A 14737-nucleotide genomic window follows, 5' to 3' on the forward strand; every position below is an offset into this window, starting at 1 on the left:
TGACCCGTACGGGACTCGAACCCGTGTTACCGCCGTGAAAGGGCGGTGTCTTAACCGCTTGACCAACGGGCCACATTAATTTAAGAAAAGATGAGCCATGAAGGATTCGAACCTTCGACCCTCTGATTAAAAGTCAGATGCTCTACCTACTGAGCTAATGGCTCACAATGATTAACTTCATAAACTATGTACTAGTTATGACGACAAGATTTATCTTACCATACTTTCTAATAATTTAGCAATAGTTTTTTTAAAAAAAAAATAATAAAAGCCCCTAAATTTTTATTTAAGGGCTTTTTATTATATTAAGCTCCGTAAACGTTACGTACGATATTCGTTTGGTTACGATCTGGACCAACTGAGAAAACAGATAACGGAATACCTACTAATTGGGACACACGTTCTACATAATGTCTTGCATTAACTGGTAGTTCATTAAGAGTTTTTACTCCTGTAATATCTTCTGTCCAACCTGGAAGTTCTTCATAAACTGGCTCACATTCTGCAAGTTGTTTTAAGCTAGCAGGGAATTCAGTAATTGTTTCTCCACGGAATTTATAAGCAACGCAAATTTTTACAGTCTCTAGACCTGTTAATACGTCAATTGAGTTAAGTGATAAATCAGTAATACCACTAACGCGACGAGCGTGGCGAACTACTACACTATCAAACCAACCTACACGTCTTGGTCTTCCAGTAGTTGTACCGTACTCACGACCTACTTCACGAATTGTATTTCCAATTTCGTCGAAAAGCTCAGTTGGGAATGCACCTTCACCAACACGAGTAGTGTAAGCTTTACATACACCAACAACGTGATTAATTTTTGTCGGACCAACACCAGATCCAATTGTTACTCCACCTGCAACTGGGTTAGAAGAAGTAACGAATGGGTATGTACCTTGGTCGATATCTAGCATTACACCTTGTGCGCCTTCAAATAATACGCGCTTTCCACCATCAATTGCATCATTTAATACAACAGAAGTATCACACACATATTTTTTAATTTGTTGTCCGAACTCATAATATTCTTCAAAAATCTCTTCGATATTTAATGAATTTGAATCATACATTTTTTCAAATAAATTATTTTTCTCTTCAAGATTACGTTTTAATTTTTCGTAAAACTCTTCTTTATCTAAAAGGTCTGCCATACGGATTCCCACACGAGCAGCTTTGTCCATATAAGCTGGTCCAATACCTTTTTTAGTAGTACCAATCTTATTATCACCTTTACGCTCTTCTTCTAACTCATCTTGTTTTAAATGATAAGGTAAGATAACATGAGCACGATTACTAATACGTAAGTTGTCAGTTGAAACACCTTTATCATGTAGGTATGCTAGCTCTTGAACTAAAGCTTTAGGATCTACAACCATACCATTTCCGATAACACAAATTTTATCTGAGAAGAAAATACCTGATGGAATTAAATGAAGTTTGTACTTTTCACCATTAAATACGATTGTATGACCTGCATTGTTACCACCTTGATATCTAGCAACTACTTCTGCCTGTTGTGATAAAAAGTCAGTAATTTTTCCTTTTCCTTCGTCTCCCCATTGAGAACCAACTACTACTACTGATGACAATGTACTGCACCTCCGATTAAATTACGCTATTTCCGAACTAAAACCAAAACTAGTATATCAAACTTACGGAATTTGTCAATAAACCTCTTTAAATAATTCCATTTTAAGTTTTATTTGTTCGTAAATACAAACTAAAGAATTTGATAAAAATAGTTTGCCCTAACAAAAAAAAATAATCACATAGATTCACTATGTGATTATTTTTTAGATGAGATCCCATATAGTAGAGATCAGACGATTGAAGATATTTGCGCCTGTCTGATTCCAAACTATTTTTAGGCACCTGGTACTTGCTCATCAAACCTTCGTTCTAAGTTTACGAACTTGTTATATTCTTTTACGAATGCTAATGAAACAGTCCCTACTGGACCATTCCTTTGTTTAGCAATAATGATTTCAATAATATTTTTATTCTCTGATTCTTTATCATAGTAATCATCTCGGTATAAGAACGCAACAATATCCGCATCTTGCTCAATACTTCCTGATTCACGGATATCAGACATCATTGGACGTTTATCCTGTCTTGACTCAACGCTTCGTGATAGCTGAGATAAGGCTATTAGAGGCACTTTTAATTCCCTTGCCAGTCCTTTAAGAGATCTTGAAATTTCAGATACTTCTTGTTGACGATTTTCTCCACTTTTGCCGTTACCTTGAATAAGCTGCAGATAATCAATTAGGATCATTCCTAAGCCATGCTCTTGCTTCAACCTTCTACACTTAGCACGTATGTCATTTACTCTAATACCAGGTGTGTCATCGATATATATGCCTGTACCAGCTAGGCTACTAGCAGCCATCGTAAGCTTATTCCAGTCCTCTTGTTCAAGATTACCTGTACGCAATGCCTGTGCGTTAATATTTCCTTCCGCACATAGCATACGCATAACAAGCTGATCTGATCCCATCTCAAGACTGAAAATTGCTACGTTTTCATCTGTTTTAGTCGCTACGTTCTGTGCGATATTCAATGCAAAAGCCGTTTTACCTACTGAAGGACGGGCGGCTACTATAATTAAGTCATTCGGCTGAAATCCCGCTGTCATACGATCTAAATCAGTAAACCCTGTCGGTACACCAGTGATTTCGCCACGTTGATTAAACAAAGTCTCAATTTTACTAAATGTAGTAAATACTACATCTTTAATACTTTGAAAACCAGAAACATTTGTGCGCTGAGCTACTTTTAAAATACTTTTTTCAGCTTCGTTTAGTACAACATCTACTGGAATATCTGGCGCATAGCTTTCCGTTACAATATTTGTAGCGGTTCTTATTAATCTTCTTAAAGTAGATTTTTCTTCAACGCTCTTTGCATAGTATTCAACATTAGATGCCGTTGGTACTGAAGCCAACAAATCATTTAAGTATGATACTCCTCCTACTTCTTCTAACACTCCTTGATTAGCTAGTTCAGAAGTTAGCGTGATAACATCTAAAGGCTCATTCCTTGAAGCAATCTTAAGCATCGCTTCAAATATTTTTTGATGGGCAGCTCGATAAAAGTCATCTGGTAAAAGCCGTTCTGAAGTTGGTATTAGCGCCTCTGAGTCTAACAGGATGGCCCCTAATACAGCCTGTTCAGCTTCTATATTCTGTGGTGGAGTACGATCATTTAGCAAATCACTCATTTCTAGTCCTCCAGATGCTTGTTTTTCTTATTGTTCTTTAACGTGTACTTTTAAAGTTGCACTTACTTCAGGATGTAATTTTACTTTAATATTTGTTACACCTAGTCCTCTAATCGCGTCATTCATTTCGAATTTACGCTTATCTAGTTTAATACCATGCACTTTATTAAGCTCATCTGCAATTTGCTTGCTTGTGATTGATCCGAATAGACGGCCTCCCTCACCTGACTTAGCTTTTAGTTCTACTGTTAAAGTTTCAATTGTTTCTTTTAGCTTTTTACAATTTTCTAATTCGATTTGTGCATCTTTTAATTCTTTATTTTTTTTCGCTTCAAGAGTTTTCATATTACCTGCGGTAGCTTCAATAGCATCTCCGTTTTTGATTAGGAAACTTGCATAGCCATCTGCGATATTTTTAGTTTCTCCTTTTTTACCTTTTCCTTTTACATCTTTTAAGAAAATTACTTTCATTTGTTTGTTCTCCCTTCAATATATTCATCGATTATTCTCAATAAATGTTGTTCAACTTCTCTGATTGAAGAAGATTCAATTTGTGCAGCAGCATTTGTTAAATGACCGCCACCGCCAAGCTCTTCCATTATTAATTGAACATTTATATTCCCTAATGAACGGCTGCTGATGCTAACAACATTATCTGACCTTTTCGCAATAACAAAAGATGCAATGACATCAGTCATCGTTAATAATGTATCTGCAGCCTTTGCGATTAAAACTTGATCATAGTTTACATTGTCTTTTCCAAAGCTAATCGCAAAGCCCTCTTTGTACATATAGGCTTCCTCTATCAATTCTGCTTTACGAATATATTCATTCATATCTTGTTTAAGTAAATTTTGAACGAGGATCGTATCTGCGCCATTCGAACGCAAGAAAGACGCTGCATCAAAAGTTCGTGCCCCTGTTCGGAAAGTAAAGCTTTTTGTATCAACAATAATACCTGCAAGTAGAGCTGTTGCCTCAAGCATGCTTAATTTTATTTTCTTAGGTTGGTACTCCAATAACTCAGTTACTAATTCTGCAGTAGAGGACGCGTACGGCTCCATATAAACAAGAATTGCATCCTTAATGAAGTCTTCTCCTCGTCGATGATGGTCTATCACAACAATTTTATCTGTTTCATTTAAAAGTGATTCTTCTTCAACCATTGTTGGTCTATGGGTATCTACTACGATTATTAATGTATCTTCAGAAATAAGTTCTTTTGCTTTTTCAGGTGAAATAAAACAAGACATAAATTGTTCATTTTTAGACATTTCCCTCATCAAACGATTAACGCTTTTATCTACTTCCTCTTTATCAATTACTACATAACCATCCACTTCGTTATGCATTACCATTTTTAAGATACCAACCGCTGAACCAAGAGCATCCATGTCGGGTAACTTATGACCCATTATCATAACATTGGCGCTACTCTTCATTAAATCTCTTAATGCATGCGAGATTACCCTCGCTCTAACCCTCGTCCTCTTTTCTACAGGGTTTGTTTTTCCACCAAAAAACTTTACTTTACCATTAATGTTTTTAACAGTTACTTGATCTCCCCCACGCCCTAGTGCTAAATCTAAACCAGATTGAGCTAGTTGGCCAAGTTCGGTTAAATTCAAACTACCTACTCCGACACCGACGCTTAGAGTAAGAGGTAAATTACGCTTTGTAGTTTCTTCCCTTACTTGGTCTAATATAGAGAATTTATTATTTTCTAATGCTGCCAGAATTCCTTCATTTAAAACTACACTATATCGATCGGATGAAACACGTTTCAAGAACATACCATGGCCATTAGCCCAACTATTTAACATTGTTGTTACTGCACCATTTACACTAGAACGCTCCTGATCATCTAAGCCTTGTGTCATTTCATCGTAATTATCTAGTAAAATAATTCCGATTACTGTTCTTTGATCTTCGTATAACTTCTCTAGTTGCGCCTGTTCTGTCACATCAAATAAGTAAATGTATCGCTCTTCCCTTTTAATAACTACCCGATATGTTCTTTTACTTATATTTAATACATCTTCTTTTTTCTCTTTTTTCGAAATTAAAGCCATTAATCCTTCAGATAGATCATATATGTGTTTACCAATTAATGAACGGTCATCTAAAATATTTAAAATATATTGATTGCCCCATTCAATATGGTACTCTCTATCATAAAGTAATACTCCAATTGGCATTTCTGTAATTGCTTCGTTACTTAAATTCTTCACTCTCGACATAACTGATTCTATATACATATCTAAAACGTAGCGGTACTTAATTTCTAACTTTACAACTAGAAAAATAACGCATAAAAAGATAACGATAAAAATTATCCCTATTTTAGGTTGAATATAGACCACAGTACCGATCAGAAACACTGAAAGAGCAGTTAAAAGATAGACGGGTATAAGAAACATCTGTTTCTTATGAAAATCTTGCATATGTTCAACCCCTAAGCCAAATAAAATCTAACCTACATATTAAAGTTTATTCACTTTTTCACAACAAATTAGTAACAAATATGTTTTTAAGTTTAAATTTTTCTTCTATTAAATATTCCAATTGAGACAATTCCAATTAGTAAAACAATATAAATTAATGGTTTAATGATAAAACTTGCGATCAATATAATAATTGGTACCGCTTTAGAAAAATGTTTTAAATAACTAAAATAAAAGATCGATGCGTAACCTTGAACGAGCAGTAAAATTTGAAGTACATATGTTAAGTTAATCACTGCTGTGCTGAGGAAACTACTTTGTTTCAAATTGAAGAATGAAAAAATCATTACAATTAAAAAGAACCACATGAATCCTACTGGCAGTCTAAACTCTCTAAATGGCTTAAATTTCGGAGTTTTATAACCTAATCTCCTTATTAATGGAAAAGTTACTAGTTGTGTTAAAAAAGCAAGTATAAAACTAACCATTAACAATAATGAAGGAATTAATGTAGGGATTAATTTAATAGCATTTGTAAGACTATCTAATGCCTTCTCATTGGCATTAGTACCAAGACTGGCACTTAGTTCCTTACTTTTTTCTATAGCTTCCGTTGCCAAGTCTATATTCTCTTTAATGAAATCAATATGAAAAACAGCTTTGAATAGTATGTACGATAGTACTGTATGTATTAAATATAAGAAAGTACTAGTAAGTAATATTTCGCCTTTACTTCGCTCATTTTTCAATAGATAACCAAATGCTATACCAACTGTTGAGTACATTAAAGTAACTGGAAGTAAATTAAATGAGGTAATCACAATTGTTAATCCCAGCGCCACACAGCAAAGTAAAAGTGATTCTTTAATTGAGTATTTAATACTTAGAATAATAAACGGCAGCGGCATAAGGAATGCCATAAATATTGAGAGAAACGGTACAAATCTAAATATTAACAGTAGTACTGAGTAAATAGCTAATAGTACTGCACCCTCGGTAATAAATCGAGTCGATTTCAAAATAAAGCTCCTTTCAACTACCCCTACTTATTTCGCGATAAGCATACTATTTCTTATTTTACCATAAAACTTATTTTTTCATAAATACAAAAAAAGTACAGCACGAGAATGCTGTACTTTTTATTACTTAGCTTATTCAGCTACGTATGGTAATAAAGCCATTTGACGAGCGCGTTTGATTGCGATCGTTAATTTACGTTGGTATTTCGCAGAAGTACCAGTTACACGACGAGGTAAAATTTTACCACGTTCAGAAACGAAACGTTTTAATAACTCAGTATCTTTGAAGTCGATTGTAGTGATGCCATTTGAAGTAAAGTAACAAACTTTACGACGTTTAGCGCGTCCACCTTTGCGTCCACCCATTGCCATTGTTATTTCCCTCCTCTACTTAAAAATTAGTTTTTTAGTAATGCTAACCGTTCAACATTACACTGTTTTTATTATTAGAAAGGAAGATCGTCATCAGTAATATCAATCGTTTTGCTTGTCCCACCAAATGGATCCTCATTAAAGCTAGGCTTCCCGGATGGTGCTTCGAAAGGATTTCCAGCGTTAAAACCTTGATTTTGTTGATTCATACCGAATGAACCACCTTGGTTACCTGATGCATTTCTTGGTTCTAAGAATTGAACAGAGTCAGCTACAACTTCAGTTACATATACTCTCTTACCATCTTGACCATCAAAACTTCTAGTTTGAATACGCCCCTCAACGCCAGCTAAGCTTCCTTTTTTCAAGAAGTTTGCTACGTTTTCAGCAGGCTTTCTCCAGATAACGCAGTTAATAAAATCTGCTTCTCTTTCGCCTTGCTGATTTGAGTAGGTACGATTCACCGCTAGAGTAAATGTTGCAACGGCAACCCCACTTGGCGTATAACGTAAGTCCGGATCCTTTGTTAAGCGACCTACAAGTACAACACGATTAATCATCTGATTCCTACCTCCCTAAAGCATTTAAAAAATATTATTTTTCTTCTTCACGAATAACGATGTGGCGGATGATATCTTCGCTGATTTTCGCTAAACGATCGAATTCTTGTACAGCTTCTGGCTTAGCAGAAACGTTTACAAGCATGTAGTGTCCATCACGGAAATCGTTAATTTCATAAGCTAAACGACGTTTACCCCACTCTTTAACGTTTGTGATTTCAGCACCTTGTTCAGTTAAAACGCCGTTGAAACGCTCAACTAATGCTTTTTGTGCTTCGTCTTCCATGTTTGGACGAACGATGTACATGATTTCGTATTTATTCATCACAATGTCACCTCCTTTTGGTCTAACGGCCCAATTAAGGGCAAGGAGCAATTTAAATTTAATTAATCACTCACGAGTTAAAATTATAGCATAGTTTTTTTAAGATAGCAAATCAAAATTCAGTTGCTATTTCATTAAACATTAAATCGGAAATGCATTACATCTCCATCTTGTACGATATACTCTTTACCTTCAAGACGTACTTTACCTGCTTCTTTTGATGCTGTCATGTTACCATAAGTCGCTAAATCTTCAAAAGAAACTGTTTCTGCGCGGATAAAGCCACGTTCGAAGTCGCTATGAATTACGCCAGCACATTGTGGAGCTTTCATACCTTTTTTAAATGTCCAAGCTCTTACTTCTTGTACACCTGCAGTGAAATAAGTTGCCAATCCTAATAAAGAATAAGCTGCACGAATTAATTGATCTAAACCTGATTCTTCAATTCCAAGTTCTTGAAGGAATGTACGTTTCTCTTCATCATCTAGCTCAGCAATTTCTTCTTCAATTTTTGCACTAATTACAATTACTTGAGAACCTTCTTTAGCTGCAAATTCTCTTACTTTTTCAACGTATTCGTTTGATGAAGCATCTGCGATTTCATCCTCGCCAACATTAGTGATGTAAAGCATTGGCTTAGTCGTTAATAAGTGTAAACCTTTTACTACTTTCATTTGTTCTTCTGTAAACTCTACTGAACGAGCTGGCTTGTCATTTTCAAATGCGTCTCTTAATTTTACTAAAATTTCATGTTCATAAGATGCATCTTTATCTTTTTGTTTCGCTAATTTAGCTACACGATCAATACGTTTTTCAACTGATTCTAAGTCTGCAAGAATTAGTTCTAAGTTAATTGTTTCAATATCTGCAATTGGATCTACCTTTCCAGATACGTGAGTAATATTATCATCTACAAAGCAACGTACTACTTGGCAAATTGCGTCCACTTCACGAATATGAGATAAAAACTTATTACCTAACCCTTCACCTTTACTTGCACCTTTAACGATCCCTGCGATATCGGTAAATTCAAAAGTTGTTGGAACAGTTTTTTTAGGTTGAACTAATTCAGTTAATTTTACTAAACGGTAATCTGGTACTTCTACCACACCTACGTTTGGATCAATTGTACAAAACGGATAGTTTGCTGATTCAGCTCCCGCTTGTGTAATTGCATTAAATAATGTCGACTTTCCTACGTTTGGTAATCCTACGATTCCTGCTGTTAATGGCATATTTTCCACTCCTATACGAACTTAGTTAATCTTTCACAATTATATTGATTTCAAAAAAAAATAACAAGAAAATCTGAATATTAATTCTAAACATACAAAAGGTATCTAATATGAGCGATCCTTCAAATTGCTCTACTAGATACCCATTGATTTAAAAATCGTCCTACTCTTCAGATCGAACTAAAACCTTTTTTAATTTTCGTGTGAACTCTCTGCGAGGTATTAAAACGCTATGCTCACATCCCTCACATTTTAATCGAATGTCCATACCCATTCGAATAATTTTCCATCTGTTCACTCCACAAGGATGAGGTTTTTTCATTTCTACTATATCATTTAGGTTAAATTCTTTCTCTTCCATGTAAAAACTTCACTTCCTTAAAATAGTAGCATACAAACTAAACATTCGCATTTTCATTTTTAGTTTCTGGTTGTTTATATAATACCATCTTTGGATATGGGATTTCTATGTTATTTCTTTCAAGTACTTCCTTAATTTCTTTTCGAATTGCTCTAGAAATTTTAAACTGTGTCATTGGTCTAACTTCTGAAGCGATACGCAATGTTACTTCAGATGGACCTAAGTTTTGTATCCCAAGAAACTCTGGAGGTTTTACCATTTCTTCATATCTAGCTGGCATAGTTTCCAAATGCTCTTCAATTACATTTTGCGCATGTTCAATATCACCCTCATATGAAATACTAACATCGACCATTGCCACAGCATTATGTAATGAAAAATTGGTCACTTCAGTAATCATTCCATTTTGGATGATATGAAGCTCACCAGTTCCGCTTCTAATTTTAGTTGTTTTTAAACCAATTGATAATACTGTTCCTTCGAAAGTTTGAACTCTAATATAGTCACCAACTGAAAACTGATCTTCAAACAAAATAAAAAATCCAGAAATGATATCTTTTACTAAACTTTGTGCACCAAAACCAATTGCTACGCCACCTATTCCTGCTCCAACTAAAAGTCCTTTTATTTCCACACCAAATATCGGGAGAATCGTCAAAGCAGCAATAAAGAATATTACATATGCAAGTACATTTTCCATCAATTTAATAAGTGTTACTGATCTTCTTTCTGATACTTGTAACGGTCCTCTAGCATTAACCTTTAAGAGATTACGGATTAACTTTCTTCCGAGTTTTACAGCTAATACTGAAACGATAATAATTAGCACTATTTTTATTGATGAATTTAAAATTGTGTCCCATTGTTCTGGAGTTAGCATGCTTTTCTTTATTACTTTTTCAGCATGTTCTATTTTATCTGCTGCATTATTCATACTGTCTTTTCCCCCTATCTATTTTCAAGTGACTTCAATCGTAATACTAAACGAATTATCATTTTAAAACTACAAATATGAACAAATGTAATAATAGTTTAATTTAATAACGAAGATCGCTTGACGAAAGTATAAATTGTTTAAATTTTGCATAAACTAATACTACTCTCTTAAATGAAAAGTAGGCGATATTATGCAATTTTCAGCAAATCCTTTGCGTAACCTATTCAAGGATGATTATTCTGTATTTCTAGATGACGAAAACGCTATTAACAGATTTGCAGATCGTTTATGTAAGTCGCTTCCAAGTGTACACACTAAAGAAATTGTTTTTGTATGTATTGGAACTGACCGTTCTACGGGAGACTCTTTAGGTCCTTTAGTTGGAACCATGTTAGGAGAATTAAACTTAAGTAGGTTTCATTATTATGGTACTCTTGATGAGCCAATTCATGCGTTAAATCTTTCAGAACAACTTGAAAGAATTAAAGGCAAGTATAACAATCCATTTATCATTGCTGTAGATGCATGTTTAGGCAGAGTAAAAAGTATTGGTAGCGTACGTTTATCCAATGGTCCATTAAAACCTGGAGCAGCAATGAAAAAAGAATTACCTTTAGTTGGTGAAATTAATTTAACCGGAGTTGTAAATGTTAGTGGATTTATGGAATTCTACGTTCTACAAAATACTAGATTAAGCCTTGTAATGAAAATGGCTAAGTTTATTGCGAATTCAATTAAAGAAACTGAAAGAAAATTTACGTGCCAATTAGATTTTTAACATAATAGTTTCCTAACTTTCAATTATAAAAAAGTCAGATAAAAACAAAAAGGGAGTATTAACTGTATTGGAAGCCAACACATTTAATATTCCCTATGAGTAACTCATTTTATAATTGAAAGAATTCTCTCCAAATCCTCTTTGTTAAAGAATTGGATTTCTATTTTCCCTTTATCTTTAGCCGATTTAATTTTAACTGACGTTCCGAATTTTTCTTGTAAAAGATCCTCATACTCACTAAAAAATATGTTTTTAGTCGGGTTTTTCTTTGATGTTTCACGTGAAACATTTTCATTTAGATCATTGACTAACGTTTCAACCTCACGAACACTTAGGTTTTTTTCAATTACTTTTAGTGCGGTGCCTTCAATTAACCCTTTTCGTTTTAGTCCTAAAAGTGCTCTTCCGTGTCCCATTGAGAGAGTACCTTCTTCAACCATCTTTTGAACAGAGTTCGGTAAAGTTAAAATTCTTAAATAGTTAGCAATATGTGGACGACTTTTTCCAAGTTTCTTTGCCAGTTGTTCTTGTGTTAAGTGTAGCTGTTCAATTAAAGTTTGATATGCTTCAGCTTCTTCAAGAGGATTTAAATCATCTCGCTGTAAATTTTCTAATAAAGCTAACTCCATCATTTGCTCTTCTGTAAGATCTCTTACAATAACTGGAACTGTATTTAAACCCGCATTTTTTGCAGCGCGATATCGTCTTTCTCCAGCAACGATTTGGAAACCTTTTATGCTTTTTCTAGCAATGATTGGTTGAAGAATTCCATGTTCAATCACTGACTGAGTTAATTCTAACATTGCAGTCTCATCAAATACTTTGCGAGGTTGGTATGGGTTAGGTCTAAGTTCTTTAAGATCAATTTCCTGAACTAACTCTTCTTGCTGATTTATATCTTGAAAAAATGCTCCAATACCTTTACCTAAACCTTTAGCCATTATCAATCACTTCCTTTGCTAGATCGAGATATACTTCTGCACCTCTTGACTTTGGATCATATGTAATGATCGGTTTACCATGACTTGGTGCTTCACTTAAGCGTACATTTCTTGGAATAATTGATTTATAGACGCGATCTTGAAAATATTTTTTTACTTCTTCTATAACTTGGAGCCCTAAATTTGTACGAGCATCTAGCATTGTTAACAATACGCCTTCAATTGCTAAATTTTTATTTAAATGTTTTTGTACTAAACGTACAGTACTTAATAGCTGACTTAAACCTTCAAGTGCGTAATACTCACATTGAACTGGAATAATAATTGAATCAGATGCAGTTAGTGAGTTTAAAGTTAATAACCCTAGTGATGGAGGACAATCTATTAAAATATAATCATAGTTACCTTTGACTGTATCTAAAGCACGCTTTAATCGTACTTCTCTAGAAATAGTAGGTACTAATTCAATTTCTGCTCCAGCAAGTTGAATTGTTGCTGGAATAATATCAAAATTTGGAATAGCAGTGTTTAAAATGACATTTTTCGCCTCAACATCATCAACTAATACATTGTAAACACACTGATTTACATCAGCCTTTTCAATTCCAATACCACTAGTTGCATTACCTTGAGGATCTATATCGACTAGTAATACTTTTTTTCCTAAGTGAGCTAAACAAGCACTTAAATTTACAGATGTTGTAGTCTTACCAACACCACCTTTTTGGTTAGCTATAGAGATTACTTTAACCACTATGTAATCTACTCCTTCCACAACAAACAATTCTTAATTTCTATTTTACCATGAATAGATTCATCGTTGTGTCTAGATTTAAAAATGAATAAAAAAATTCACCACTGAAAAGAGGTGAATTTAAAGTTTATTTTTTTGGTATTTTAATTGTTATTTGGTAATAGTCATCATGTTCTTCTTCTTGACTATCGATATTCATGCCTGTTTTAGTAACCATTTGTAAAGATTCACGGATCGTATTCATCGCAATTCTAATGTCTTTACTAATAGCCTTAAATTTACGTTTAGCCTTCGGTTTTTTCTCAGTAAGTAATGAAACTACTCGTTCTTCTGTTTGTTTAACATTTAATTGTTTTTCAATTATTTCATGAAGAAGAGTAATTTGTAGTTGAGGCAGCTTTAATGGAATAAGTGCTCGTGCATGACGTTCCGTAATCGACTTATCCAATAATGCTTGTTGTATTTCCCCAGGAAGTTTTAACAATCTCAGTTTATTTGCAACAGTCGATTGACCTTTACCTAGCCGCTGAGCTAGAGCCTCTTGAGTTAAATTATGTAAATCAATTAGTTTTTGGTAAGCTACGGCTTCTTCAAAAGGAGATAGTTCTTCACGTTGTAAATTTTCAATCAGAGCGACGGAGGCAGTCTCTGTATCGTTAAACGTTTTCACAATTGCAGGAATTGTATCCCAACCCAATGATGAAACAGCCCTGAATCTTCTTTCCCCGGCAATTATTTCATAAAAGTTTGGTCTAATTTCCCTAACAACAATTGGTTGAATAATACCATGAGTTCGAATCGTAAGCGCTAGTTCTTTAATTTTTTCATCATCAAAGAATGTTCTAGGCTGATACTGATTCGGTACAGTGTCCGATACTGGAATTTGGCGAATAACTTCATTACTCGAAACTGATTCTCCAATAATTTCTTTTTCTGATAAGCCAAATAACCTAGATAATGTGCTTTTCAATGTGATTCCCACCCTTTTAGAATTTCGTTCACAATAGAATAAACATAACAAATGTTTCACGTGAAACATTTGTTAGTTTATCATATTAAACCTCTAATGGTTCTTTACCAGGGGTACCCGGTTTGCGAGGGTACTTAGTTGGCGTTTTACGTTTCTTTTCTACTATAACAATATTTCGATCACTGTCTTCGCTTGGAAGAGTGAAGTGGTTAATTGATTTAACTTCTCCACCAAGTGTTTTTATAGCATAATTTGCTTTATCCAACTCTTCTTGACCAGCAGCGCCTTTAAGTGCAACAAAATGGCCATTTTGTCTAACAAGTGGTAAGCATAATTCAGTTAAAACAGACATTCTAGCAACTGCTCTAGCAGTTACAACATCGAAAGATTCTCTCATACCAGTTCTTTTAGCAAAAGTTTCTGCGCGATCATGAATAAATGATACATTCTCTAATTGTAATTCCTTCGCTAAATGGTTTAGAAATGTAATCCTTTTTTGAAGGGAGTCTACGATCGTTAATTTGATAGATGGGAAACATATTTTAATTGGGATGGAGGGGAAGCCCGCTCCTGCACCAATATCACATAAAGTAATTTCATCAGCGAAGTCGAAATAAAAGGCAGCGCTAATTGAATCATAAAAATGCTTTAAATATACTTCTTCTTCTTCTGTAATTGCAGTTAAGTTCATTTTATTGTTCCACTCAACTAATGTGTGGAAATATATATCAAATTGTTTTAATTGAAAATCAGACAAATGGATTCCTTTATCTTTAAGAGCAGCGATAAATTGTTCTTTATTCACTAGTAAT

The 14737-nt window shown here is 34.3% G+C and carries 16 protein-coding genes and 2 tRNA genes; 1 reads left to right on the plus strand and 17 read right to left on the minus strand.

Going from position 1 to position 14737, the window contains the following annotated elements; all coding sequences use genetic code 11:
* The 13 genes from CN514_RS09825 to CN514_RS09885 form a co-directional block, all read right to left on the minus strand.
* Positions 1 to 72: transfer RNA gene (locus CN514_RS09825), tRNA-Glu, on the minus strand.
* Between the two features lie 19 nt (positions 73 to 91).
* Positions 92 to 164, minus strand: a tRNA-Lys gene (locus CN514_RS09830).
* A 141-nt stretch (positions 165 to 305) separates the two neighbouring features.
* Positions 306 to 1595 carry an adenylosuccinate synthase gene (locus tag CN514_RS09835; protein ID WP_097976434.1) on the minus strand — a complete coding sequence of 430 codons (1290 nt, stop codon included), beginning with the start codon at positions 1593 to 1595 and terminating at the stop codon, positions 306 to 308.
* A 275-nt stretch (positions 1596 to 1870) separates the two neighbouring features.
* Positions 1871 to 3229 (minus strand): replicative DNA helicase, encoded by a 1359-nt coding sequence (gene dnaB / locus CN514_RS09840; RefSeq protein ID WP_098232423.1) that lies wholly within the window; start codon positions 3227 to 3229, stop codon positions 1871 to 1873.
* Positions 3230 to 3256: 27 nt separating this feature from the next.
* Positions 3257 to 3700: a 50S ribosomal protein L9 gene (gene rplI / locus CN514_RS09845; protein WP_097976432.1), complete on the minus strand. Its 444-nt coding sequence runs from the start codon at positions 3698 to 3700 to the stop codon at positions 3257 to 3259.
* On the minus strand, positions 3697 to 5673 hold the full coding sequence (locus CN514_RS09850; protein ID WP_098232424.1) for a DHH family phosphoesterase: 1977 nt from the start codon (positions 5671 to 5673) through the stop codon (positions 3697 to 3699). Before CN514_RS09850 ends, rplI begins: the two co-directional genes overlap by 4 nt.
* Before the next feature lie 92 nt (positions 5674 to 5765).
* Positions 5766 to 6692, minus strand: coding sequence for a YybS family protein (locus CN514_RS09855; RefSeq protein ID WP_176525856.1), 927 nt, complete (start codon positions 6690 to 6692; stop codon positions 5766 to 5768).
* Between the two features lie 132 nt (positions 6693 to 6824).
* Positions 6825 to 7058 carry a 30S ribosomal protein S18 gene (gene rpsR, locus CN514_RS09860; protein ID WP_025568960.1) on the minus strand — a complete coding sequence of 78 codons (234 nt, stop codon included), beginning with the start codon at positions 7056 to 7058 and terminating at the stop codon, positions 6825 to 6827.
* A gap of 80 nt (positions 7059 to 7138) precedes the next feature.
* On the minus strand, positions 7139 to 7624 hold the full coding sequence (gene ssb, locus CN514_RS09865; protein ID WP_098232426.1) for a single-stranded DNA-binding protein: 486 nt from the start codon (positions 7622 to 7624) through the stop codon (positions 7139 to 7141).
* A 34-nt stretch (positions 7625 to 7658) separates the two neighbouring features.
* Positions 7659 to 7949 (minus strand): 30S ribosomal protein S6, encoded by a 291-nt coding sequence (rpsF, locus tag CN514_RS09870; RefSeq protein WP_025568958.1) that lies wholly within the window; start codon positions 7947 to 7949, stop codon positions 7659 to 7661.
* 134 nt (positions 7950 to 8083) lie between these two features.
* Complete coding sequence (ychF, locus tag CN514_RS09875) at positions 8084 to 9184, minus strand: redox-regulated ATPase YchF (RefSeq protein ID WP_025568957.1); 1101 nt, start codon at positions 9182 to 9184, stop codon at positions 8084 to 8086.
* Between the two features lie 163 nt (positions 9185 to 9347).
* The gene (locus CN514_RS09880) at positions 9348 to 9545 is read right to left on the minus strand and encodes a DUF951 domain-containing protein (RefSeq protein ID WP_098232427.1); all 198 of its coding nucleotides are present in this window, start codon (positions 9543 to 9545) and stop codon (positions 9348 to 9350) included.
* 37 nt (positions 9546 to 9582) lie between these two features.
* Positions 9583 to 10479, minus strand: coding sequence for a mechanosensitive ion channel family protein (locus CN514_RS09885; protein WP_098232428.1), 897 nt, complete (start codon positions 10477 to 10479; stop codon positions 9583 to 9585).
* A 193-nt stretch (positions 10480 to 10672) separates the two neighbouring features.
* Here CN514_RS09885 and yyaC point away from each other — a divergent pair, with 193 nt between their 5' ends.
* Complete coding sequence (gene yyaC / locus CN514_RS09890; protein ID WP_049813552.1) at positions 10673 to 11260, plus strand: spore protease YyaC; 588 nt, start codon at positions 10673 to 10675, stop codon at positions 11258 to 11260.
* Positions 11261 to 11364: 104 nt separating this feature from the next.
* On the opposite strand, the gene CN514_RS09895 is transcribed toward yyaC, so the two are convergent.
* From CN514_RS09895 to rsmG, 4 genes are all read right to left on the minus strand, one after another.
* A complete protein-coding gene (locus tag CN514_RS09895; RefSeq protein WP_098232429.1) occupies positions 11365 to 12201 on the minus strand; it encodes a ParB/RepB/Spo0J family partition protein in 837 nt (278 codons plus the stop codon).
* On the minus strand, positions 12194 to 12955 hold the full coding sequence (locus CN514_RS09900; RefSeq protein ID WP_025568951.1) for a ParA family protein: 762 nt from the start codon (positions 12953 to 12955) through the stop codon (positions 12194 to 12196). Before CN514_RS09900 ends, CN514_RS09895 begins: the two co-directional genes overlap by 8 nt.
* A gap of 127 nt (positions 12956 to 13082) precedes the next feature.
* On the minus strand, positions 13083 to 13877 hold the full coding sequence (gene noc, locus CN514_RS09905; protein WP_483295008.1) for a nucleoid occlusion protein: 795 nt from the start codon (positions 13875 to 13877) through the stop codon (positions 13083 to 13085).
* A 133-nt stretch (positions 13878 to 14010) separates the two neighbouring features.
* A complete protein-coding gene (gene rsmG, locus CN514_RS09910) occupies positions 14011 to 14730 on the minus strand; it encodes a 16S rRNA (guanine(527)-N(7))-methyltransferase RsmG (protein ID WP_098232431.1) in 720 nt (239 codons plus the stop codon).
* Positions 14731 to 14737 lie beyond the last annotated feature (7 nt).

Origin of the sequence: Bacillus sp. AFS001701 (assembly GCF_002559405.1) — a bacterium.
In the GTDB taxonomy this organism is placed as follows: Bacteria; Bacillota; Bacilli; order Bacillales; family Bacillaceae_G; genus Gottfriedia.